A 22,386-nucleotide genomic window follows, 5' to 3' on the forward strand; every position below is an offset into this window, starting at 1 on the left:
AACGTAAATATTTTATATTAATTAAATTTTAAATAATTTAAAATTTAGTGCATGCCATAAGTGACAACTAAACTGAAAATCAAGTAAATATAATATAATATTTAAAATATTAACGGAGCTTAAAAATTTTTCAAAAATGTATGCCTATTTATTTTGAAAGATAAACTTTTGATTCAAATAATACCCTTCCATTTTACCTTTAGAAAACTTTAGCTCTAACATCGGAAGGATTTGCTATTAATTGATTATTAAATTTAAAAAAATATTTTACTGTTTATTTTTTGTCTTTTGAAAACGTAATACGCCATTTTTTATTTGTCGATCTTATTAGCATGCTATAAGCACAAGGAACTATAAAAAGAGTGAGCAAAGTGGAAGAGATTAATCCACCAATGACAGTCACTCCCATGGCATTAGCACCGCTGCTACCGGGACCTGAATGAAAAAGAAGAGGTAACATTCCAGCAATCATTGTTAAGGTTGTCATAAGAATAGGTCTGAAGCGGATAAAAGCTGCCTCTAATAGTGCGTCATCAACATTGTAATCTTCTCGTAATTTTTGCTGTGCAAATTCAATAAGCAAAATGGCATTTTTCGTAACGAGTCCCATTAACATAATTATGCCTATCATGCCGTAAATAGAAAGTGGATATTGAGTTATTAAAAGTGCTATAAAAGATCCGGAAAATGCTAAGGGAACACTCAACATAATAGCAAAAGGTGCAATGACATTCTCAAATTGTGAGCACAAAACCATGAATATAAATAAGGTTGCTAAAAGAAGTGTGGTCGAAATTGTTTTCACCATTTTTTGAACATCTTCTGCTTCCCCGCTGAAACTATTTGTGACTCCCAATGGTTTTGTTTTATTTACAAATTCTTGGATTTTTTGGGTCACTCCATTTAAATCTTTTCCAGAATATTGCGCTGAAATGGTCATTTTTGTATTGCCATTAAGGTGTGAAATAGAGGGTTCAATTTTGACATTTTCAAACGATGCCACACTTGATAACAAAACGGAGGAATTATTTGCAGAAGGAATATGAACACTCGTGATATCGGCTATTGTCTGATTATTTTCCATAGGTAACAGCATTTTTATATCAAAATATCGACCATTTGCATAAAAATCACCAACACGAACGCCGCCGTATAATAATTTTAAAGTGTTTGCCATATCATTTATATTTACTTCTAAATCGGCTGCTTTTAAATTATTAGGAATAATGCGTAATTCATAAATAGGATCTTTTGCCGAACTATTTATCTGGGTGACATTAGGAATTTCACTCATAAATTTAATAATATCTTTAGAATATTCATTCATTAATTCAGAATTACTTGACATCAAATTAACTCGAATGGGTTCATACCCGCTATCACCAAATCCTAATTTTTCAAAGGGAGAACGAATAAATTTTTGGGCATCCTTTGTTAGGTGTTCTGAAAATTCATTTTTTGTAAAATTTCTTTTATCGGTTTTTACAAGCATAATATTATAAAGAATATTATTTGAAGTGGTTCCTTCACCTGCTGCAATATTCATAACGACATTTTCAACTCCAGGATAACTGCGAATATATTCTTCTAATTCTTTACCGCGCTCTATTGAAATATTTAAGGGAGTTCCATGTTGTAAATCTAACTTGAAATTGACCATACTATTATCTTCTTCTGGTGAAAAAGCAATGGGTACAAATTTAAGTAAGACAATACTTATTATGAATATAATAACCGCACTAAAAATTGTTGTTTTTTTATAATTTAAAAATTTCCTTAAAGAATTTTGATAAAATAATTGAATTTTTTCAAATTTTTTATCAAATAAAGCGGCATACTTATTTTTTCCGTCTTCTTCATTTTTAGAATCCTTTAATATTCTGCTACTCATCATAGGAACAATAGTGAAGGCTACAAAAAGTGAAATTAGAACGGCTGTGGCAACAGTAATGCCAAATTCAAAAAAATATTTTCCAAGAAGTCCGTCCATAAAAGCCACGGGAACAAAAACAGCAACAATAGCAAGAGTAACGGCAATGGCAGCTAAGCCAATTTCGTCGGTACCTTCATCGGCTGCTTGAAAAGAGCTTTTTCCGAATTTTTTATGTCGATGAATATTTTCAATGACAACAATAGCATCATCAATTAAAATACCAACTGACAAAGTCAGCGCCATTAATGTAATACTATTTATGGTAAAATTAAGAGCATGTGCAATAGCTAAAGTACCAATTAAGGATGTGGGAATGGCAACGGCACAAATTAATGTATTTCTCCAATCATGAAGAAAGATAAAGACAATTAAAACAGCAAAGAAAGATCCCGTTAATAATTCAAAAATACTTGAATGATAAGATTCAACAATATATTCAGAATTATCCTGAGTAATAACAATATTTATTTTATTATTATTCTCAAATTTAATTTTTGCAACTTTTTGTTTAATCTCTTTTGCAATATTAACAATATTTCCTTGGTGGTCTTTAATAATAGAAAGAGTGATTGTTTTATTTCCATTGAGTTCGCTATAATTTGATATTTCGGCATGAGTATCTTTAATAGTAGCTATGTCCTCAATACGGATAAGAGATTTATCATTCATAATAATCGGCATTTTTGCAATTTTGTCTATGCTATCGGGAATATTATAAGTTGAAATGCTCTTGAATTTACTTTCTCCACGCAGATTACCAGAGGGTTTATTTACAATCTGATCTTTTATTTTATTTTCAATCTGATTTGGAGAAATTTTCATGGCGTTTATCATTGAGGAATTTAAAAGAATTTGAATTTCTCTTGTTTCATCTCCTGTTATTTGAATGGCTCCCACTCCCTCAATATTTTGCAATTGAGGTTTGAGAGTATCTCTAACGAAATAAGATAAATCTTGAAATGAAATAGAGGAAGAAGAAACATTAAGAGAAAGAATGCTCTTATCATTGCTATTTATTCTTTGAATTTTTGGAGTTTCCGATTCTTTAGGGAAATCAATATAACTAAGTTTATCACGAACATCAGAAAGAGCTCTATCAATATTTACATTTAAATTAAATTCCAAAAAAACGTCGGCTCCATCTTGGAAGGCATAGCCATGCATATTTTTTAAATTAGAAAGACCTTTAAATTGCTCTTCCATGGGTTTTAATAATATTTCTTCGGCTGTTTTAGGATTCACGCCTTTATATTTTATATTCACACTTATAAAGGGCATGTCGACATTGGGATTGTCCTGAATTCCAAGTTTAGTAAATGACATCAATCCAAAAATGATAATTAAAAAATTGATCATTACTGTAAAATAAGGTCTTTTTATAGAAATTTTAGAAATTAACATGAAGGACTCTTTATTAAATTGATTTGAGCAAGATTTCTAAAAATACACCGGGAGCTAATTTATCGGAAAAGGAAGTGACATCGGCATAAATATCAAACGTTCTTGTTATTGGATCGATTACTTGAACAACGCGATTAATTGTTGCCTCACCTTTATTTCCCGTAATAGGATTTTTTACTTCTAATTTCATTCCTACTTTTAATTGATTAAAATAGGTAATTGGAATTTGGGAATACAATTTAAAATTATTCATTTGAGAAATTTGGAATATAGCACTTCCTGTTGATACGTAGTCACCTACAAATTGTAAGGACTGAGTAATAATACCTGCATAAGGAGCGGTCAATTGAGTTGATTTTAAAGTATATTCTTTTCCTTCAAGTTGAACCTGAGCAGCATTCAATTCAAGTTTATTTAATTGCAATAAATTTTTTTCTTTTTCTAATGTAGATAAATTTACAATTCCATTTTTGTATTGTTGTTCTATTCTTTGGACATTTTTTTCTTGCTGTATAACATCTAAGTTCTTTTTTTCTACTTCAATTTTTGCCATTTTGACATCAATTTTTGCCTGATTATCTTCTAATGATGCTAAAATTTGTCCTTGTTTTACTTCATCACCTGGATGAACGTATAATTTTGTAATTGATCCTGATGTTAAAAATCCTATTTTACTTTGATTTTCCGCTTTAATTGTAGCAGAAATTCTGGGGGTATTTTCGGATTGTAAATTGGTATCAATAATTTTATTTTCTTTTGGTGTTATCTTTTTAGAAGAATCTTGATTTTTATTTGTATTTTCTGCAAGGGCAATGCTCTCTTCTTTTTTATTTGTTTCGATAACTGGCAGTGTTGCTTTATTTGTGTTGTTTTTTGAGCAACTCATAAAAGATATTAAAATTAAAAAATAGATAGTAAATAAATTGAACACTTTTATTTTTTTCATAATTCACCCTGTCGTATTTGCATTAGGTAATTGTCCAATAGCCGCTTGTAATTGAATCCAAGAAAAATCTATATCTCCTCGTAATTTAGAAAGTGAAATTTTTGCGCTTATATATGAATTTTGTACTTGAATAAGTTCTGATGCCGTTAAGTTTCCTGTTTTGTATTTAATTTGCGAAAGTTTATAGGCCTCTTCAAGGGCTTCTGTCGCTAATTTAGATTTGGGTAATATTTGAATATTTGAATTTAAATTATAATATGCCTGAGAGATTTCATTTCTAATATCAAATTCTTTTTTAGTTTTATTTAATTTTAACTTTTCTCTTTCATTAATTTGTGACATTCTCTTTTCTGTAGAAAGCCCCCCATCCCAAATACTCCAGGAAAGTTTTAATCCAAAGTTTAGAGAATTGCTTGGTTCTGGTGCATTTATATCAATAGATTCCAGAGAATTATTTCTTTGGTAGGCTGCAAACGCATCAATTTTAGGAAAATATTCAAAATTTGTTTGTTTTATAAAATTATCTTGAGAAATAATTTTCTTATCAATTATTTTTAAATCACTTCTATTTTTTTCATTTTCAGAAACTAATATATTGAGTTCTGGCATTTTATTTTGATATGTTTCCCATTGTGATTGAGAGTGACTTTGAAATTGTATAGAAACATCACTATTTAATTTTAATAAATTTTTTAATTCTGAGACTCTATTTTGAAATAAATTTTGCGCCATTTCAAATTCAACTTCTGAATTTGTGAACTTTGCTTGCATTTGTAGAACATCAATTTTTGTTTTACTTTCGTCACCACTTTCAAATAGAATCTTGGTATCATTCCATTGTTTTTGAGCATTTTCTAGGTCATTCCGTTTTATTTCCATATCCTGGAAGGCTTGCTGTGCTTTGATAAAGGCCTGGGCTCCATCTGTGCGTGCCTTAATTTTGCTGTCTTCAGCTTGGAAAGTAGCAGCATCATACTGTGCTGAATATTGCTGAATTTTGTAAAAACTTTGCCATATTCCCGTTATGGGTTGTTCTACTTTGAGGCCTGCGCTAGAGGCTTGGTTTGATTGTCCCGTATTAAAGTTTTGAATATTTTGAGGAAACCATTCTGCATTTGCATTTGCTGAAATGTTAGGACCAAAATTAAAATAGCTTAGGGTATGAAGGTTATCATTGTAGTTAAGCTCTATATTTGCAGACTTAACTTCCGTTGAATTGTCTTCTGCAAGTTCCATAGTCGATTGGAGCGAGAGCGTTAAGGTGTTATTTTCTTTGATAATTTCTTGTGCAAATATGTCTATAGGATTCAAAAAAAATGGCAAAATAGTACAATAAAAAATTGTTTTGAAATACATAATTTTAAAACCAACACTATAAAATAGATAATTTTTAAAAAGAGATCATAAAATAGATAATTCTATTTTGACCAGTTATTTCTATTAGATTTTCTCTTATAATGCAAGCTTATTAATTTGAAGTCTTTTTGATCAAAAAATTAAATATTATTTTAATTATTCCATGAATAAATAAAATACAGGAAGGATCTCATTTTGATTTGACTAAATTTAGCTGATATTCAAGAGCATTAATAAGTATTTTTTGGTCAGATATTTGTTTTTTTAAATCTCTTAATTCAGATTCTTTTTCAGCAATAAAACTTTCAAAATAGACAAGATCATTTTTCTTTTCTTTTACTTCCGTATCTTGAACAAAAATAAAATATTTGCCGTCGCGTATTTCTGACTTTAGCTTTCCCGACTTTAATTTTCGTCTCAAAGTAATTTCGGAAACTTGAAGTAACTGAGCGGCATCATTGAGTTTAAGCCATTGTCCATTTTCATTATTTTTTTTTAATTTAATAGCCATAGTTATTGCTCTATAAATTTAATAACGTCTTCGATTGCGTATGGTTTTTGAAAGCATGCAAAATTTTTATTTTCTGATTTGTATTTTTCTATGCGACTGTCTGCAGTATCATCACCCGTTGCTAATACAAATTTTCCAGAAAAATTTGATTTTAAATCTTTATCATAAAAATCAATTCCATTTTCCCCTTCTAATAAAAAGAGATCGCATACAATACTTTTAATTTCAGGATGTTTTTTTAATAATTCTCTTGCCGTGGTTAAATTTTGTGCTCCTTCAGCATCAATTCCTTTGCGCTTAAATCTTTTAATTGTCATATCGAGTAGGTCAGCATCGTCATCAATTATTAAAACTTTCATTATAAGGTAACCTCATGTTCCTTGTGGAAAGTGCACTCTTGATAGTGTTAGCTTACCACATTGCAAGAGCTAGTTTAAAAGGATACCCTGATGATGGTTGTTCCCATGACATCATCTTGGTACTTAGAGGAGGAAGGTCACATGGGTTTAAAAGAAGATGCCTTAAATTATCATAGTAGAGGTCGCAAAGGTAAAATTGAGACAGGCATTACCAAGGAATGCAAAAATCAAAAAGATATCACGCTTGCTTACTCTCCCGGTGTTGCTGAGCCTTGTAAGGAAATCGCGCGCGATCCTTCTCTTGTCTACGAATATACTGCAAAAGGAAATCTTGTTGCTGTCGTAACAAACGGGACGGCTGTTTTAGGTCTGGGTGCCATTGGTCCTTTAGCGGGAAAACCCGTTATGGAAGGGAAGGCTGTTCTATTTAAAGTGTTTGCTGACATCGATTGTTACGATATCGAATTAAATGCAAAAACACCCGAAGAAATAATTTCTGCTTGTCGCATGCTTGAACCTACGTTTGGTGGGATTAATTTAGAGGATATTAAAGCTCCCGAATGCTTTGAAGTAGAAGAAAAACTTCGTGAAGAATTAGACATTCCTGTATTTCACGATGATCAACATGGAACTGCTATTGTCAGTGCTGCTGCCTTATTAAATGCCTGTGAAATTACGAAACGTAAAATTTCAGAAATTAAATGCGTTCTCAATGGTGCAGGAGCTGCTGCCATTGCCTGTGCTCAAATGTATTTAAACATCGGTGTTAAACGCGAAAATTTAATTTTGTGTGACTCTAAGGGTGTGGTCTATAAAGGTCGCATAGAGGGCATGAACAAATATAAAGAGCGTTTTGAAAATGATACCAAAAAGCGGACTTTGGCAGAAGCCTTAGAAAATGCCGATTTTTTCTGTGGTTTAAGTGTCGCAGGAGCTGTTACTAAAGAAATGGTAAAATCTATGGCAAAAAATCCCATAATTTTTGCTATGGCAAATCCCGATCCGGAAATCACGCCTAAAGACATTATGGAAGTGCGTAATGACGCCATCATTGCTACAGGGCGTTCCGATTATCCCAATCAAGTAAATAATGTTTTGGGTTATCCTTATATTTTTAGGGGGGCATTAGATGTTCTTTCTAGGCGCATTAATGAAGAAATGAAAATGGCCGCAGTTCAAGCGATTGCGGCGCTTGCCAAAGAAGATATTCCTGAAAGTGTCACCAAATCATATGATGCCAATTTATCAGGTTTTGGTAGAGAATATTTAATTCCAAAACCATTTGATCCCCGATTGTTACTTCGTGTGGCGCCAGCCGTAGCAAAAGCGGCTATGGAAACAAATGTGGCAAGAAAAAAAATAGACATAGAACAATATGTCGATCATTTAGAGTCTCGATTAGGTGTTTTGCAATCCGTAACAAGAAAAATAAAAAGAAATGTTATTGTCGCAAATAGGTCAAGTGGAAAGAAAATACGAGTTGTATTGCCCGAAGGAACAAGCCCTAAAATACTAAAAGCTGCTGAAATTGTTCGTTCAGAAGGAATTTGTGAACCTATTTTAATTGGAAGTATTCCTAAAATAAATGAGCTTATTAAAGAAAATAAATTAGAAAAACAATTGTCAGGAATTCATATTATCGATCCTACCGAAGACAAACGTTCCGACAAGTACTCTTCATTATTATTAGAAAAACGCGCTCGCAAAGGCTTAACTCGTATGGGTGCCTATGAGCTTATAACAGGTGATCATCATTATTTTGCAAGTATGATGGTGAATTTAGGTGAAGCAGAGGCTTTTTGTTCGGGAGTTCATCATAATTATGGTGATACTTTAAGGCCTGCTTTACACGTAATTGGCACGCAGCCTGATAAAGTTCTTGCTGGTATTTATATGTTACTTTGGAAGGAAAAGAGCATATTTATTGCTGATACCACTGTTAATATTCAATCGAATGCAGAGCAACTTGCGCAAATTGCTATTCAAACTCATGACATTGCAAAAATATATTTAAAGGAACAGCCTCGTGTTGCTATGCTCAGCTTCAGCAATTTTGGGAGCGCAAAGCATCCGGAATCTGAGAAAGTTTGCAAAGCAACAGGCATTGTGAAAAAATTGCGCCCCGATATTGAAATTGATGGTGAAATGCAAGCCGATTTTGCTTTATCCTCTGAACTTCTTGAAAGATCCTATGGTTTTTCAACATTAAAAGGTCCCGCTAATGTTCTTATATTTCCCGATTTAACATCAGGAAATATTGCTTATAAAATATTAGGAAAATTAGGTGGCGCAACAACGATTGGACCCATACTTACAGGAATGAAAAAACCTGTTAATGTTTTAGCAAGAAATTCGGATATTGATGAAATTGTAAATTTAATTACATTTACCGTGCATCATGTGCAAAATGGAGTTTAATTTTAGGGTGTATTTATTTTTTTAAGGCAAATATTCCCTTGTTAAATTTCTTTGTCCATTTCCAATAGGAACGACATCATCTTCAATGCGAATACCGCCAAACGGGATTAATTTTTCAATTAATCCCCAATTTATTTTGTCTGCGTGTTTATTATTTTGTTTGAATTGATTTAATAAAGTAGGAATAAAGTAAATTCCAGGTTCTATTGTAACGACGACAGATTCTTCTAAAGTACCAACAAAACGTAATGAACGATATAAAATATTTGGTGGATTTTGAGGTGCAGGGTGTCCCAATTCATCCAGTTGTTTTCCACCAATGTCATGTACTTGAATTCCAAGCATATGGCCTAATCCGTGTGGAAGAAAAATTTTCGTAATGCCATCATGCAATGCTGTTTCGTAATCTCCAGAAATTTTTAAAATTCCTAAATTTTCTAATATTTCAGCAATGCGTATATGGCATTGCTCATGAAGCGAAGGGAAATATAATCCTTTTTTTACAGCACTGCATAAATTCTTTTGCAATTTTTCTGTTTCTGAAATGAGTTCTAGAAATAAAGGATCGCAATTTTTATTTCCATAGGTACGTGTGATGTCAGAGCCATAATGATAGTAAGAAGCTCCTGAGTCAATTAATAATACGCTCCCATTTCTTTTTTTATCGCGACCATGATAGTGCAAAATAGCACCATTTTGATCGAGTGCCACGATGCCTGTGTAAGGTAAATCTGTATCGACGCATTCTATTGCATTTAAATATTGCATGTGAATTTCATATTCAGAAGCACCTGATAAAAACGCTTCCTTGGCAGCAAAATGTCCTTTCGCTCCCATTTTATTGGCTTCAGATAGGCACTGTATTTCATAATTTGATTTAAATCTGCGATACCAATTAAGGCGTGCTTCCATAAGTTCGCAATTTATTTTTATATTTTTAGTTTGTGCGTATTTTGTTTCGTTACCTAAAAATACAGCATAATTTAAATCGCCTAAGGATTCCCATATTTTATCGACAGAACCTACTTCAATAATATCGAATTCAGAAGCCCAAAAAGGATTTCCAAGTTTTTCATGCGCATGCCAGTAATCATCAGGTGAGTAATAGACAAGAAGTGGTTTTTTTCCTGGTTCAAATTTTAAAAGGTGATGCGGCCCTTTGGCGGGGCACCAATGTGCAAAATGAGGATTGGAGCGAAATGGCGCATTGTTGTCGTCAGAAAAGTACAAAAAAGGTTCCCCCGCCCCTAAAAGGAGCGAACGGTAATTGAGTGCCGTTAGAGCCTTTTCGGCATCGTGCATGCGCTTATGTATATGCTCTTTATATAAAGACTCCCAGTTTGTCATATAAGTAACCTTTCTTATTTATTGAACTTTCAATTTAAATATCGTTCATGAACAAGTATTAACATATTTTTTTAGTAAATGTGATTGGATTCTTTAAAAACTTTCATAGATTTATTTATTGTTATTTTTTAATATTTAGAATATTTTTATAATTCGATGAGTTTTTTATTTATGTCGTGAAATAGTTAGGTTTAATATGCAAATTTCTGAAAGGTATCGTGCCGAGATTTTTTTATAACCCGTATTTGCTATCTTTTTTGGTTATGCCATACTGAGCGAGACAATGACCCCAAGATCATTGCTGGGAGGCTTTCTCATTATAATAGCTGTGGTTTGGATTTATTTTTTTCAAGTCGGGAAAAATGTATTGAAGTCAACTAAATTTTTTGGTGAATAAATGATCAATTTTAACGACGATGACAAAAGAGTTTATCTTTTAAAAACTCTTTCCCTCTACAAAGAAAAAATATTAGATGGACTTTTTAACGATAGCCTATTTATGCATGAGCAACAGTTATCTACATATTATGAAATGACAAGTTTTATTCAGGAAAACTCGAATTGCTTTTTTAGAGAATGTGTCCCTGGTCATATTACGGGCTCGGCATATATTATAAATGCAAGTTTTACAAAAATGTTGTTTACCTATCATGCGAAATTAAAAAAATGGTTACAATTAGGCGGACATTGTGATGGCGAGTATTTGGTTCACAATACCGCTCTTAGAGAGGCTCATGAAGAGTCAGGTTTAAAACAATTAAATTTAATCAACATTTTAAATTTTCCTGAAATTTATCATGTTAATGAACTAACTGAAAATAAATTATCAGCTCTTCCCATTGATATTGATATTCATATTATTCCGGAAAGAAAAAATGATCCCAAGCATAAGCACTATGATGTGAGTTATCTTATTCTTGCAAATGAAAGTGAAAATATTATTATTTCTGAGGAGTCACTTGATCTCAAATGGATTGATTTTAAAGACATTAAGCTTTATACAAATGAGACAAAAACTTTAAGACAAATTAATAAAATTCAAGCTTTAATTCAAAAATAAAATATATGATGAATAGGAAAATTAAAAATGAAAGCAGTCGCTCTTGATCTTGATGGAACGTTATTAAATTCTAAGCATAAAGTAACCGAAAGAACTAAAAATATTTTAAATAAACTCCACCATTCGGAAGTTAAAGTTGTATTAGCAAGTGCCCGTCCAATAAAATCTGTATTAAAAATTGCAAATGAAATTGGATTTATAAATCAGCCTATGATTGGTGGAAATGGGGGAATTATTGCAAGTAGTGATAATGAAATTCTATATAAAAAATCAATTTCAAAAAAAGATTTTATACAAATTAAGGTTTTGGTAAATAATTTTGTGAAAGAAAATAAAACTATCGATTTGACCATGCATATTTATTCAGATTTTAACTGGTTTGTTCCTTTTGATACCTCCATGGCCAGAGAGGAAGCACGAATTATAGGGTTTAATCCCAATGCTATAGGTGAAGATGCTTTTCAGGCTACAGAAGCTGAAAAAATTATGTTTGTCGCCAATCCAAATGATTTAAATATTTTTTCTGAGCAATTGAAAAGAACTCTTCCGCATTTAAATTCGGTTTTATCAAAAGCAGATTCTTTGGAAATCAATGCGGAAGGCGTATCTAAATTTTCAGGTGTGGCTCAGTTTGCATTTTTAAACCATTTCGATGTGAAAGATATTGTTGCCATGGGCGATGGAGATAACGATGCTTTGATGCTCGAGACATGTGGATTTGGTGTGGCTATGGCAAATGCTTCCTTATTAGCAAAAAAAGCAGCAGATAAATTAACATTATCAAATGATGAAGATGGTGTTGCTATTTTTTTGGAAAGTTATTTTGCACATTTTCTCAGGGATTAATTAGTAAATTTTTATTTATTTGTTTTTTTTATGATAAAATTGCTTCCCAATTTAATTGATATAAAAGGTGTAATTTAATCATAATATCTAAAATATGTTGACATTTTAAAAAATAAAAAATATACCTACACTGATTGTAAGCCTTCAATTTTTCTTTGCTAATGCATAACGTCTAAAAAATCATTTAATTAAAAAAGGATTTCCTATGAAACTCAAAATAATTTTAATGATTTTTCTATTGATTGTTCTCTCTAGCTTTCACAAAAATCTATCAAATCAGGGAATATTAAATGACAAGGAATCTGTTGTACGCATACCTTGTCATATTCATTCCGATGAATCAGAATGTTTTTCAAAACATGTCAGCAGTGTGGCGCTTAACTCTTCAAAATAAAATAGTTGTAAAACATTATCCGACAACAAAATTTAAAATACGATTAGCAACATAAATGGTTTTGCGAATTATTTTTCCTTCTATTGTTGCTTTGACGTTGACATTTTCCATTGCCGCTGCAACAGCTTCTTCCTGAGATGCATTCATCGCGATGGAGATTTCGCCACGGTGTTTGCCATTGACTTGAACACCAATTTTAACTTCATTATCAATTGTTAATTCGGGATTGTATTTTGGCCATTCTGCTAAAGAAGCAAAAGGATAATTTTTGTCTTGAGGGGATATTTTTTCTTCTACAACACATTTGTACCAAAGCTCTTCAGCAAGGTGCGGTGCAAAAGGTGAAAGTATTTTAATAAATTGTGTTAATACTTCTTTGTTTTTACATTGTGATTCTGCAACGGAATTTAAAAATATCATCATTTGTGCAATAGAGGTATTGAAACTTAAATTTTCAATGTCTTCTGTTACTTTTTTAATTGTCTTATGCAGAATTTTCAAATCCTGTTGTGTTGCGGGCTCATCATTTAATAAACTTTTGCCGTTGTCCGATAGGAAAAAACGCTCCACGCGGCTTAAAAAGCGATGAACTCCCGCTAGATTGCTATCATCCCATTCTTTAGTCTGAGTTAATGGTCCCATAAACATTTCGTATACGCGAAGGGAATCGGCGCCATATTGATGAATAACATCATCGGGGTTAATTCCATTTCCTTTTGACTTCGACATTTTAGCGCCATCTTTGCAGATCATACCTTGATGCACTAATTTTTGAAAAGGCTCATCTACAGGACAAACGCCTGCATCATATAAAACTTTTGTCCAAAAGCGTGCATATAAAAGATGTCCAACAGCATGCTCCTGGCCACCAATATAAAGATCCACGGGCATCCAGTATTTTAATTTTTCGTAATCCCCAATGCATTTATTATTAAAGGGGTCAATATAACGAAGAAAATACCAGCTGCTTCCTGCACTACCAGGCATGGTATCGGTTTCGACAAATTCCAATTCCCCATTTTTATTTTTCCGTTGTACCCAATTTGTTATGGCAGAAAGCGGGCTTTTGCCATCGCCAGTGGGTTCATAACTGCTGACTTCAGGCAAGGTTAAAGGTAATTCATTTTCCTCAAAAGCACGGATGACATTGCCTTTAGAATCTTTTAATACGGGAATAGGTTCTCCCCAGTATCTTTGACGGCTAAAAATCCAATCACGTAATTTATAAGTGATACTTTTTTCACCAATTTTTTTATTTTCAAGATATTCGGTTATTTTATCTTTGGCAGCATCAACAAGAAGTCCATTTAAAAATTCCGAATTTATAATTTCACCATCTTCCGTATAGGCTTCTTTTTCGATATTAAAGTCTTTATTTGGAGAGGCAATCACTTGTTGGATTTTTAACCCAAATTTCTTGGCAAATTCATGGTCACGGGAGTCATGTGCAGGAACGGCCATAATGGCGCCTGTACCGTAGCCCATTAACACATAATCGCTAATCCAAATTTGAACTTCTTGTCCATTTACAGGATTAATAGCAAAGGCGCCCGTAAAAACACCAGATTTTTCTTTATTTAATTCGGTACGATCGAGATCGCTTTTGCGCGACGTGACTTCACGATATTCTGTTACTTTAGAGAGTTGTTCTTGAGTCGTGATTTTTTCTACTAAAGGATGCTCTGGGGCAAGCACCATATACGTAGCACCAAAAAGAGTGTCGGGACGCGTGGTAAAGACTTCAATTTGTTCTGTTTCATAATTTTTAACAGAAAATTTAATTTTAGCCCCTACTGATTTTTTAATCCAATTGCGTTGAATTTCTTTAGTGGATTCAGGCCAGTCAATTTTATTGAGATCTTCTAATAAGCGTTCAGCATAGGCTGTGATTTTTAACATCCATTGTTTCATGGCAACGCGGTAAACAGGGTGATTGCCACGTTCGCTTTTCCCATCGACAACTTCTTCATTAGCAAGCACTGTCTTTAAAGCGGGGCACCAATTTACGAAAACTTCTGCTTGATAGGCTAGACCTTTTTTATACAAAAGAGAAAAAATCCACTGCGTCCAGTGATAATATTTGGGGTGGCAGGTGGCAATTTCTTTATCCCAATCATAGGAAAACCCAAGATTTTGTAGCTGATTTTTGAAATTATTAATAGAACGATAAGTTAACTTTGAAGGGTGTTCTCCCGTATCAATGGCGTGCTGTTCTGCGGGAAGGCCAAAGGCATCCCAGCCAATGGGATGCAGAACATTATAGCCTTTCATCCGATAGTAGCGCGCTACGATGTCTGTGGCCGTGTAACCCATGGGGTGACCAACGTGGAGACCCGCTGCACTGGGATAGGGAAACATGTCAAGCGCATAGAATTTTGGCTTGGAGGCATCTTCTATAGTTTTAAAGATATTTTTGTTTTTCCAATGTTTTTGCCAATTTTGTTCTAATTCTTTGTGTTGGTACGACATGAATTTCCTCGACAATGGGAGTGGTGAATGCCCCGTGTTTTTTAGTATTTAGGAGCTATTAAATCAAAATCTTTTGTAACAAAGAACATTCCCTTGTGGAAGAGCCTTTTTCTATATCAATTGTTTTTACCCTGTTTCTGGCAAAAATGAGAATATGACAAAATTTCTTTTGATACTCTTTTGTCACATCTTTGTCACAAAATGTTTACAATGTCGTGACGAAATTGTATTGTCGGAGATGCTTCGGCTTAAATCGTCAACAAAAATGGGGAACTAGAAATTACCATGCGCATGTCAAAAGAAAAAATCGAGTCCTTTCGTAAGCTTAGAGATAAATCGGGATCGCGCTTTTACGAATTCTCAACTTCATGGTGGGCCATGAGCTTCTTCATTTGTATTGTAGGAGGGTGTGTGCTTTGGAATGAATTCATTCCTGTAGCCAGTTTGAAGTTTGACCCCTACCCTTTTAATGGATTGAGGACGGTTTTGGCTTTAATAGGAGCCATTCAGGCTCCTGTTCTCCTACTGTACAGTAGAAAGTCCACCGATTATCGTAAAAAATTACTCGAACAAGACTATGAGTTAGAAAAAAAGATCTATAAAAAAATTGAATTTATTGAAGCGGAATTAAAAGAAAATCGCCAATTGTATTTGCAAGAACTTAAAAATGTTCAAATATTATCTAAAAAAATCAGACAAAAGAAAAGAAAATTAAGAGAATTAGAAAAATCTGTCATTGCTAAAAAAGATTACGTTGCTTCTGTAGAATCAAAAACACGAGAAGGTCTACAATCGCAAAAATCAGAAAATAATGAGAAAAATATTACAGCTTAATGGAAAATAAGATCTATTTACCCTGAAATATTTCACTAAATTCATAATTTTTTTGTTTCGATATCCCTGAGCAGGTTGGACTTACCTTTTTTAAGTTACAAGGTTTATCTCTTTCTAATGACCAGAAATGAAGAGCTCCTAAGGACACTAAATTTTCAAATCCTTTCAGTTTTTTAGCATTATCTAATGTAAAAACTTCGCCTTTAATATCATTTAAACCTATCATAGGAGTGATTTCAATTTGCTTCCAAATGTCAACTTTATTTTTTCTAGGATAAATTGCGCTTAATAATTTAAAAGTATTATATGCTGAAGATTGAATATATTTAGTCATATTTCCTGTTTCTTCAGGTGAAAAATTCATAGTCATTAAATTTACGGAAAACTCAATTTTTAGCATTTTGGCTTTTTTTATGATGTCTTTAGTCTTTCTCTCAAGACCTGATATTTTAACAGGAAATGTAAATGAAATTAAAATTTTTGGAAATTTATTCTGCATTATTACAATTGCTTTAAGAATTTTTTCTATTGCCGCAGGATTATTTAAAATATTTCCCTCAAGATCAAAATCAAATCCGGTGGGTTTATACAAAGTATAAACCTTAAAATAGGCATTAAATAGATCGTTTTCTGTTATACATTCTAAGGCTAAATTGAAGCCATCTATACCACCAAATGAAATTTTATATAAAATATTTTCATTTTCTAAAATATTTATCTTATCATTGAATTCTTTCCTATTTATTACGTTATTTTTGTCTCCATCCCAGGCTGGATTGCAATTATGAGAATCTTGAATAAATGAAAGAATTAATCCCTTTATATTTTTCTCTTTTAAAATGGTAATTAATTGCATCCACTTTGCATTGTCTTCATATTCAGAAATTTGAGTATAAGGGCTAAAATGTGGAAAATTAATATTTTGAATGCTTTCTTTATCCATAGCATATAAATTGAAATATAAATAAAAATTTGTTAGTGAAAAAAGTAATTTTTTATATATCACTTTCATTTTAAAAGTTTCCAACTAATATTTTTGCCATGGAATTTATATTTAAAGATATTTTAGGATTTTTATTTGATTTGGTATAGTATGAAATATTTTGAAAATAAGAAGCTAATGAATTACTCACGAGATGAAGAGAAGAATTTGACTGACTTATGTCATCTATATTAAAAAGAACCTCTGGACTATCAAAAAATAAATGGTATGAATTTAATTCGAAATTAATCATTTTTTTTATATCATATATTACTGAAGAAAACTCTTCTAAATAAGGCAAGCGAGATATAAGTGATGGTTTCATTTGTAAAAAAACCAAGCGACCTAATTCAAAAGTATCATTTGAAATTTCAATATTTTTGAAAAAAGACCTTCCATCTTGTACTGAAATAACTAATATATTTTTACCTTGGCTGAGGATATTCAAAATATCTTTTTTTATTTCCAAATCTTTTTCAGAAGAATTAAAGGCTATAAAGATTTCAATATTTCCATTTGAACTTTTTATACGATTATTTAATATATGTAATAAGTTTTTAACATCATTAGATACCTGCGTAATATCAATAGGCTTTGGCATATACTTTGTAGCGCCTAATTCATTGGCCCGTCGCCTTGTGTTTTCTTCTTTATCTCCACTTACGCAAATAATAGGAATTGATGACAAAATGGGATGATTTCTAAAAAATGTTAATATTTCAAATCCGTCAACATTAGGCATATTTAAATCAAGTAAAATTAAATTTGGATTTTCTTTTTCTGCTAAAACCATGGCATTTGTGCCTGAAAGCTCGCTAATCACTTCAAAATGCCTTGAAAGAGCTTTTGAAATAATTTTTTGAGACACTTCATCATCATCAATGTATAGAATTTTCTTTTTAACAGGGGGAGCTGTTTCTTCAAATTTTTTTTCTGAATTTATGTTCTTGTTTTCTTCTGTCATGTCAGTTTCCTTAGGTTTAATTATAATTTAGATTTTAATAAATTTCTTTTTAGTCAAATTCTTGTCATGAGCAAAATATATCTATTATTCAATTTTTTAAGATCCCGATAACTCATTGATAAAATTTATTTTTTAATAAAAAGGATTTTATGTCTAAAATTAAATTAAAAGATAACGAAGTTTTATATTTAATAGTCGTTGTTCTTTTTATTTGTTCCTTTTCCATTTTTATCTTCTTCAAAAATTTTGATTTTAATGACTTGGTAGGAATTGAACTTTGGTTTTTCAATGGCATGAAATTTTATATGCTTTTTTTATTCTCAAGGCTTGTTCTGCATTTAATGCTAAGTTTTGCAAATAAATTTTTCTATAAAACCCCAGAAAAAATTAAATATTTTCCTTTAGTCACAGTTATTATCCCATGTTTTAATGAAGAAAAAGTAATTAATAATGCGGCTAAATCCGTTTTAGGAATGAGCTATCCTAATATTGAAATATTAATTGTCGATGATGGGTCAAGCGATACAACAATTGATGTCATAGCTCTTTTAGAAAGAAAAGGAAAAATTAGAGCCATTCATCAAGAAAATGCAGGTAAAGCCAGTGCATTAAACCGGGCTATTATTGAGTCCCATGGGGATTTTGTTTTGTGTATGGATGCGGACAGTGTCTTAAATTCTGATGCCATTGAAACAGGAATGAAATATTTTGAAGTTGATCCTGCTATTGCGGCCGTAGCTGGTAGTGTTGAAATTGGAAATGTAAACAATGCCATTACCTCTTTTCAAAGGCTTGAATACGTTTCGGGTTTGAATTTATTTAAAAGCGCTCAGTCTTTTTTAAATATGGTCATTGTTGTTCCGGGACCTATTGGCTTATTTAGAAAGTCATTTCTTCAAGAAGTCGGTGGTTATCGTTCAAATACATTCGCTGAAGATTGTGAACTTACGGTTCGTCTACTGATGGCAGGACTTAAAATTATTTATGATCCTGGCATGGTTGCTGTAACAGAAGCACCTGAAGATTTTAATTCTCTTATTTCACAACGGTATCGTTGGACACGTGGTATTATTCAAGCCATTCGAGAAAATATTATTTGGTTAATCAAGCCGCATAAGAGCTTTAAAAATTTTACAATTATATTTTATATGATTATTGAATCTGTCTTTATTCCTAGCGCAAATTTCTTATTTGGTATGTTTGCGATTGTTCATACCCTTATTTACCACACAAATTCATTTATAGGATATTTCTTTTATCAACTCGTTATTCTTGATATGACGGTTACTTTATTTTGTGTTGTTACCGAAAAAAGGTCGTTTTCGTTAATATTATATTCTGCCATTAATCGTATTACATATGGATTTTCAATGGAAGTTGTTAAATTTTTCTCAATTTTAGACGAGCTTTTAAGTTTGCCAATGACATGGGCTAAATTGGATAGAAAGGGTATGTAAAAAAGTATGATAATTCAAAATATATTAAGTATATTTGTATTATCGCTATGCTTAGCAACGCTTTTTATTACCTTAGTGACATATTTTTTATATCGTGTGAAGCAATTATTGAAGTTCAATCAAAAAAATACAAATATAGTATTAGAGAGCATTTTTTTTAAAAAATATGCACCTTATATTAAAATAAAGGAGAAAGAAAAGGATAATGAATTTGATAATAAACTGAGTGATCGAAAAACATTAACATATTTTTTTGGAATAATTAGTGGAATCATTTTTTTATCTTTCCTTGTTGGATATTTATTTAGCTATTTTAAACTTGGTGAAAAAACCATTGATTCAGCAAAATATGAAGAACTTATATCTGGAGGACTTTTAAAAGAATATCAATTGAATACATTGATTGAAAATCCTGATTTAGTAGAGTATATATCAGATAAAAAAATTGATGATTTGAATTTGGTTTTTAAACAATTAAATAATTATAAAATCGGTATTTTTAAATCAAAAGGTAAAAATGAAAATTTGAAAAATCACTCTAATGCTGTCAATCTATGGGTCGAATTTTTTAAGAGAAAAAAATTAAATTTTAAAATAATAACAGATTTAAAGAAAAATAATGAAATAGATTTATTGTTAATTCCTCAGCTTAATTCGATTAAGTATGTAACGAGAAAAGAAATAGAAAAATTATTTAATAATGAAATTGGATTGTTTGCTACAGGGAATATTGGATATTTTGATGGCTTAGGAGTAAAAAGTGACAAGAATTTAAGCGAAAAAATATTTGGCGTTGAATTTAAAAAAAATGATGACAAAAAAAATAATTCCCCCACTGTTTTTGAGGGCAATAATGTTCCTTGGTGTGATATTTCCCCAGGAATGCAACTCAATATCTTTCCTGTTGACAACAATTTTATAGCAATTTCTAAAACAGGCATATCCTCAAGTTTTGAGTCAAATACACAGTCACAAATAAAAAAATATTCAAATTCGGAAAGTATGATTATACGTTCTAATTTTGTAGAGCATCCTAAAATGCGGGCAGCTTGGTTTGCATTAGATCCTGTTACACCTGATAAGGTGAAAGCTAATGAATTATTTTATTTAGATTTGTATATTGCTCATGCTTTGCAATGGGTTTTGAAAAATCCCATGGCTGTTGTTTCTACTTGGAAAGGTGAGTTTAATTCCGTTTTTGTCCCTTCTATTGAAGTTGATGACGATTCAGATAATGCAGAAAAATATAAGGATTTATTTAAGGACTATGATTTTCCAGTAAGTCTTTTTATTTCTGCAGAAAGATTACAAAAAAAATCTGCTTTGGTTGAAGATGAGAAAAATAAAATTATCGAAATTGCTTCTGCCAGTGAAAATGATGCTATATTGCAGGGAAATACTTTGCAAAATCAGTTTGAAAATATTCAAAATTCTCGTTTACTACTCGAAGAGTTTTGGCATAATAAAGTATATGGTTTTAAACCTCCGCAAAATCGCTTTGATACCACCACAATGAATGCAGTGATTCAAAATAAAATGACTTATATTATTGGAAATCAAACTTTATTTAGATTTTCTCCCGTACTCATGAACGAGGGATCTTTTATTTATTTTCCAAAATATAATTTAAAAGAATTAACTATGTATAAAACTTCTAAATTTCATAATTCAACAATGATATTTAATGATTTTCAAAAAAGATTTCATGAAGTAGAGGTTTTAAAAGGAGCTGGTTTTTTTAATTTTCCTTCAAAAAGCCTAACTACAAAGAGCTTAGAAAAGGGGATTGATCAGTTTTTTAAATATTTAAAAGATAAAAATGTTTGGAAAACTAATTTTATTCAACTTGCGCGATGGTGGATTGAAAAACAGAATATTTATACTACATTTTATCAAAACAATGAAGAAAATAAATTATTTTTAGAGGTTAATAATTCTAATCCCTATGATGTAACTGATATTTTTGTTTTTATTGATACTAATAGAGAAATTATCGATGGGGATAAAAATAATAGTATTAAGATTATAAAAAATAATAAAAATAATGTTAAAATGATTTTGATTAAAAAAATGCTTAAAAATTCAAAATTAAATGTTTATTTTAGGTAGGTATAAAATGTTAAAATATATTATATTATTTTTAATTTCTATTGATTATGTAATTATTTACGCTGATGAGCCCGCAATATTTAATACACAGTATAACTATAATCAGTCTTCTGATAATATGTTTATGCATAGCAGTATTATGCAGTTTCGGAATAACCGAAGAGATCCAATGAATCCTTACGACAATGAATATCCTGAGGCCTGGGATTTTGCAGGTTCTGTTGTATCGACTCAAGGTTATAATGGCACGACAAACTACAATGGCCAACGTGCTTTATTTTCTATTGGTAGAAAGTTTTCACCGGAATTTGAATTAGATTTTTCTGGTGGAGACCATCGCGTTTATGATAACTTAAATACGGATATTGGTAATATATTTGTAGGGGAATTAAAAGCATTTTTAGTTATTCAAGACGTTTTTAGTGGTTTTGTAAGTGCCAATAGAGATTTTGCATATACGTATACTATTCAGCCTGGTGGGATTAATTATAGATTAACCGCAGATTCTTTGAATACTGCTCTAAACATAAATTTTACTCCCGAAATTATAACACGAATTATTGAAAATTATTTTTATTTATCAGATCAAAATCAAAAGTCTATTACTAATGTTTCTTTATTGTATGGATTATTTATTGATGTTCCTTGGATTTTAGTAGGAATTGGATATGAAAATACATCATATAAATATACAACATCAAATTACTGGTCACCTTCATCTTTCATGGCCTATGGATTTCGATCGGAAGCAGATTTTCCCATTGTAAAAGAGGTATTATTTTTAAATTTAGAATTTCATTTAAATAGAATTTGGGATAAAGACAGTTGCACTCGTGGTAATAGTTTAGGATTTTCTAGTCGTGTAACTTATGGAGATAGGAATAGTAATAATATTTATGTATTTTATAATCGAATTAATTCTATTCAAGATGGAAATTTATGGTTTTCAAATGAAGCGGGTGTGGGCTTAAATATTATGATTTGATTTAAATAATTTTAA

General features: G+C 31.4%; 17 protein-coding genes. 8 read left to right on the top strand and 9 right to left on the bottom strand.

The features are described from left to right. Nucleotides 1-274: 274 nt before the first annotated feature. From AXG55_RS00870 to AXG55_RS00890, 5 genes are all read right to left on the bottom strand, one after another. Nucleotides 275-3,334, bottom strand: coding sequence for an efflux RND transporter permease subunit (locus tag AXG55_RS00870; RefSeq protein WP_148696270.1), 3,060 nt, complete (start codon nucleotides 3,332-3,334; stop codon nucleotides 275-277). Nucleotides 3,335-3,347: 13 nt separating this feature from the next. Next, entirely contained in the window at nucleotides 3,348-4,280 is a 933-nt protein-coding gene (locus tag AXG55_RS00875; RefSeq protein WP_148696271.1) for an efflux RND transporter periplasmic adaptor subunit, read from the bottom strand. Nucleotides 4,281-4,283: 3 nt separating this feature from the next. After that, a complete protein-coding gene (locus tag AXG55_RS00880) occupies nucleotides 4,284-5,636 on the bottom strand; it encodes a TolC family protein (protein WP_148696272.1) in 1,353 nt (450 codons plus the stop codon). Nucleotides 5,637-5,826: 190 nt separating this feature from the next. Then, nucleotides 5,827-6,147 (bottom strand): MerR family transcriptional regulator, encoded by a 321-nt coding sequence (locus tag AXG55_RS00885; RefSeq protein WP_148696273.1) that lies wholly within the window; start codon nucleotides 6,145-6,147, stop codon nucleotides 5,827-5,829. 2 nt (nucleotides 6,148-6,149) lie between these two features. Beyond that, complete coding sequence (locus AXG55_RS00890) at nucleotides 6,150-6,506, bottom strand: response regulator (RefSeq protein ID WP_148696274.1); 357 nt, start codon at nucleotides 6,504-6,506, stop codon at nucleotides 6,150-6,152. Between the two features lie 90 nt (nucleotides 6,507-6,596). Between AXG55_RS00890 and AXG55_RS15080 the strand changes: the two genes are divergently transcribed. Then, entirely contained in the window at nucleotides 6,597-8,924 is a 2,328-nt protein-coding gene (locus AXG55_RS15080) for an NADP-dependent malic enzyme (RefSeq protein ID WP_233231280.1), read from the top strand. Between the two features lie 21 nt (nucleotides 8,925-8,945). Here AXG55_RS15080 and pepQ read toward each other — a convergent pair whose 3' ends face one another. Continuing rightward, on the bottom strand, nucleotides 8,946-10,271 hold the full coding sequence (gene pepQ / locus AXG55_RS00900) for a Xaa-Pro dipeptidase (RefSeq protein ID WP_148696275.1): 1,326 nt from the start codon (nucleotides 10,269-10,271) through the stop codon (nucleotides 8,946-8,948). 397 nt (nucleotides 10,272-10,668) lie between these two features. Between pepQ and AXG55_RS00905 the strand changes: the two genes are divergently transcribed. From AXG55_RS00905 to AXG55_RS00915, 3 genes are all read left to right on the top strand, one after another. Next, nucleotides 10,669-11,331 carry an NUDIX hydrolase gene (locus tag AXG55_RS00905; protein ID WP_148696276.1) on the top strand — a complete coding sequence of 221 codons (663 nt, stop codon included), beginning with the start codon at nucleotides 10,669-10,671 and terminating at the stop codon, nucleotides 11,329-11,331. 27 nt (nucleotides 11,332-11,358) lie between these two features. Then, nucleotides 11,359-12,177 (top strand): Cof-type HAD-IIB family hydrolase, encoded by an 819-nt coding sequence (locus AXG55_RS00910; RefSeq protein WP_148696277.1) that lies wholly within the window; start codon nucleotides 11,359-11,361, stop codon nucleotides 12,175-12,177. Between the two features lie 205 nt (nucleotides 12,178-12,382). Further along, nucleotides 12,383-12,571, top strand: coding sequence for a hypothetical protein (locus AXG55_RS00915; protein WP_148696278.1), 189 nt, complete (start codon nucleotides 12,383-12,385; stop codon nucleotides 12,569-12,571). 15 nt (nucleotides 12,572-12,586) lie between these two features. On the opposite strand, the gene leuS is transcribed toward AXG55_RS00915, so the two are convergent. Further along, a complete protein-coding gene (gene leuS / locus AXG55_RS00920; RefSeq protein WP_148696279.1) occupies nucleotides 12,587-15,040 on the bottom strand; it encodes a leucine--tRNA ligase in 2,454 nt (817 codons plus the stop codon). Nucleotides 15,041-15,325: 285 nt separating this feature from the next. On the opposite strand from leuS, the gene AXG55_RS00925 reads away from it, so the two are divergent. Continuing rightward, on the top strand, nucleotides 15,326-15,874 hold the full coding sequence (locus AXG55_RS00925; protein WP_148696280.1) for a DUF1003 domain-containing protein: 549 nt from the start codon (nucleotides 15,326-15,328) through the stop codon (nucleotides 15,872-15,874). A 13-nt stretch (nucleotides 15,875-15,887) separates the two neighbouring features. Here AXG55_RS00925 and AXG55_RS00930 read toward each other — a convergent pair whose 3' ends face one another. Both AXG55_RS00930 and AXG55_RS00935 read right to left on the bottom strand, forming a co-directional pair. After that, nucleotides 15,888-16,886: a glycoside hydrolase family 18 protein gene (locus AXG55_RS00930; RefSeq protein ID WP_148696281.1), complete on the bottom strand. Its 999-nt coding sequence runs from the start codon at nucleotides 16,884-16,886 to the stop codon at nucleotides 15,888-15,890. 1 nt (nucleotide 16,887) lies between these two features. Then, the gene (locus AXG55_RS00935) at nucleotides 16,888-17,820 is read right to left on the bottom strand and encodes a response regulator (RefSeq protein ID WP_148696282.1); all 933 of its coding nucleotides are present in this window, start codon (nucleotides 17,818-17,820) and stop codon (nucleotides 16,888-16,890) included. A gap of 149 nt (nucleotides 17,821-17,969) precedes the next feature. Here AXG55_RS00935 and AXG55_RS00940 point away from each other — a divergent pair, with 149 nt between their 5' ends. The 3 genes from AXG55_RS00940 to AXG55_RS00950 are packed head-to-tail and all read left to right on the top strand — an operon-like array spanning nucleotide 17,970 to nucleotide 22,371. After that, the gene (locus tag AXG55_RS00940) at nucleotides 17,970-19,277 is read left to right on the top strand and encodes a glycosyltransferase family 2 protein (RefSeq protein ID WP_148696283.1); all 1,308 of its coding nucleotides are present in this window, start codon (nucleotides 17,970-17,972) and stop codon (nucleotides 19,275-19,277) included. Nucleotides 19,278-19,283: 6 nt separating this feature from the next. Next, nucleotides 19,284-21,386: a polysaccharide deacetylase family protein gene (locus AXG55_RS00945; RefSeq protein WP_148696284.1), complete on the top strand. Its 2,103-nt coding sequence runs from the start codon at nucleotides 19,284-19,286 to the stop codon at nucleotides 21,384-21,386. 7 nt (nucleotides 21,387-21,393) lie between these two features. Continuing rightward, nucleotides 21,394-22,371 carry a hypothetical protein gene (locus AXG55_RS00950; RefSeq protein ID WP_148696285.1) on the top strand — a complete coding sequence of 326 codons (978 nt, stop codon included), beginning with the start codon at nucleotides 21,394-21,396 and terminating at the stop codon, nucleotides 22,369-22,371. The last annotated feature ends 15 nt before the right edge of the window (nucleotides 22,372-22,386 follow it).

Origin of the sequence: Silvanigrella aquatica, from assembly GCF_001907975.1 — a bacterium.
Classification (GTDB): Bacteria; Bdellovibrionota_B; Oligoflexia; order Silvanigrellales; family Silvanigrellaceae; genus Silvanigrella; species Silvanigrella aquatica.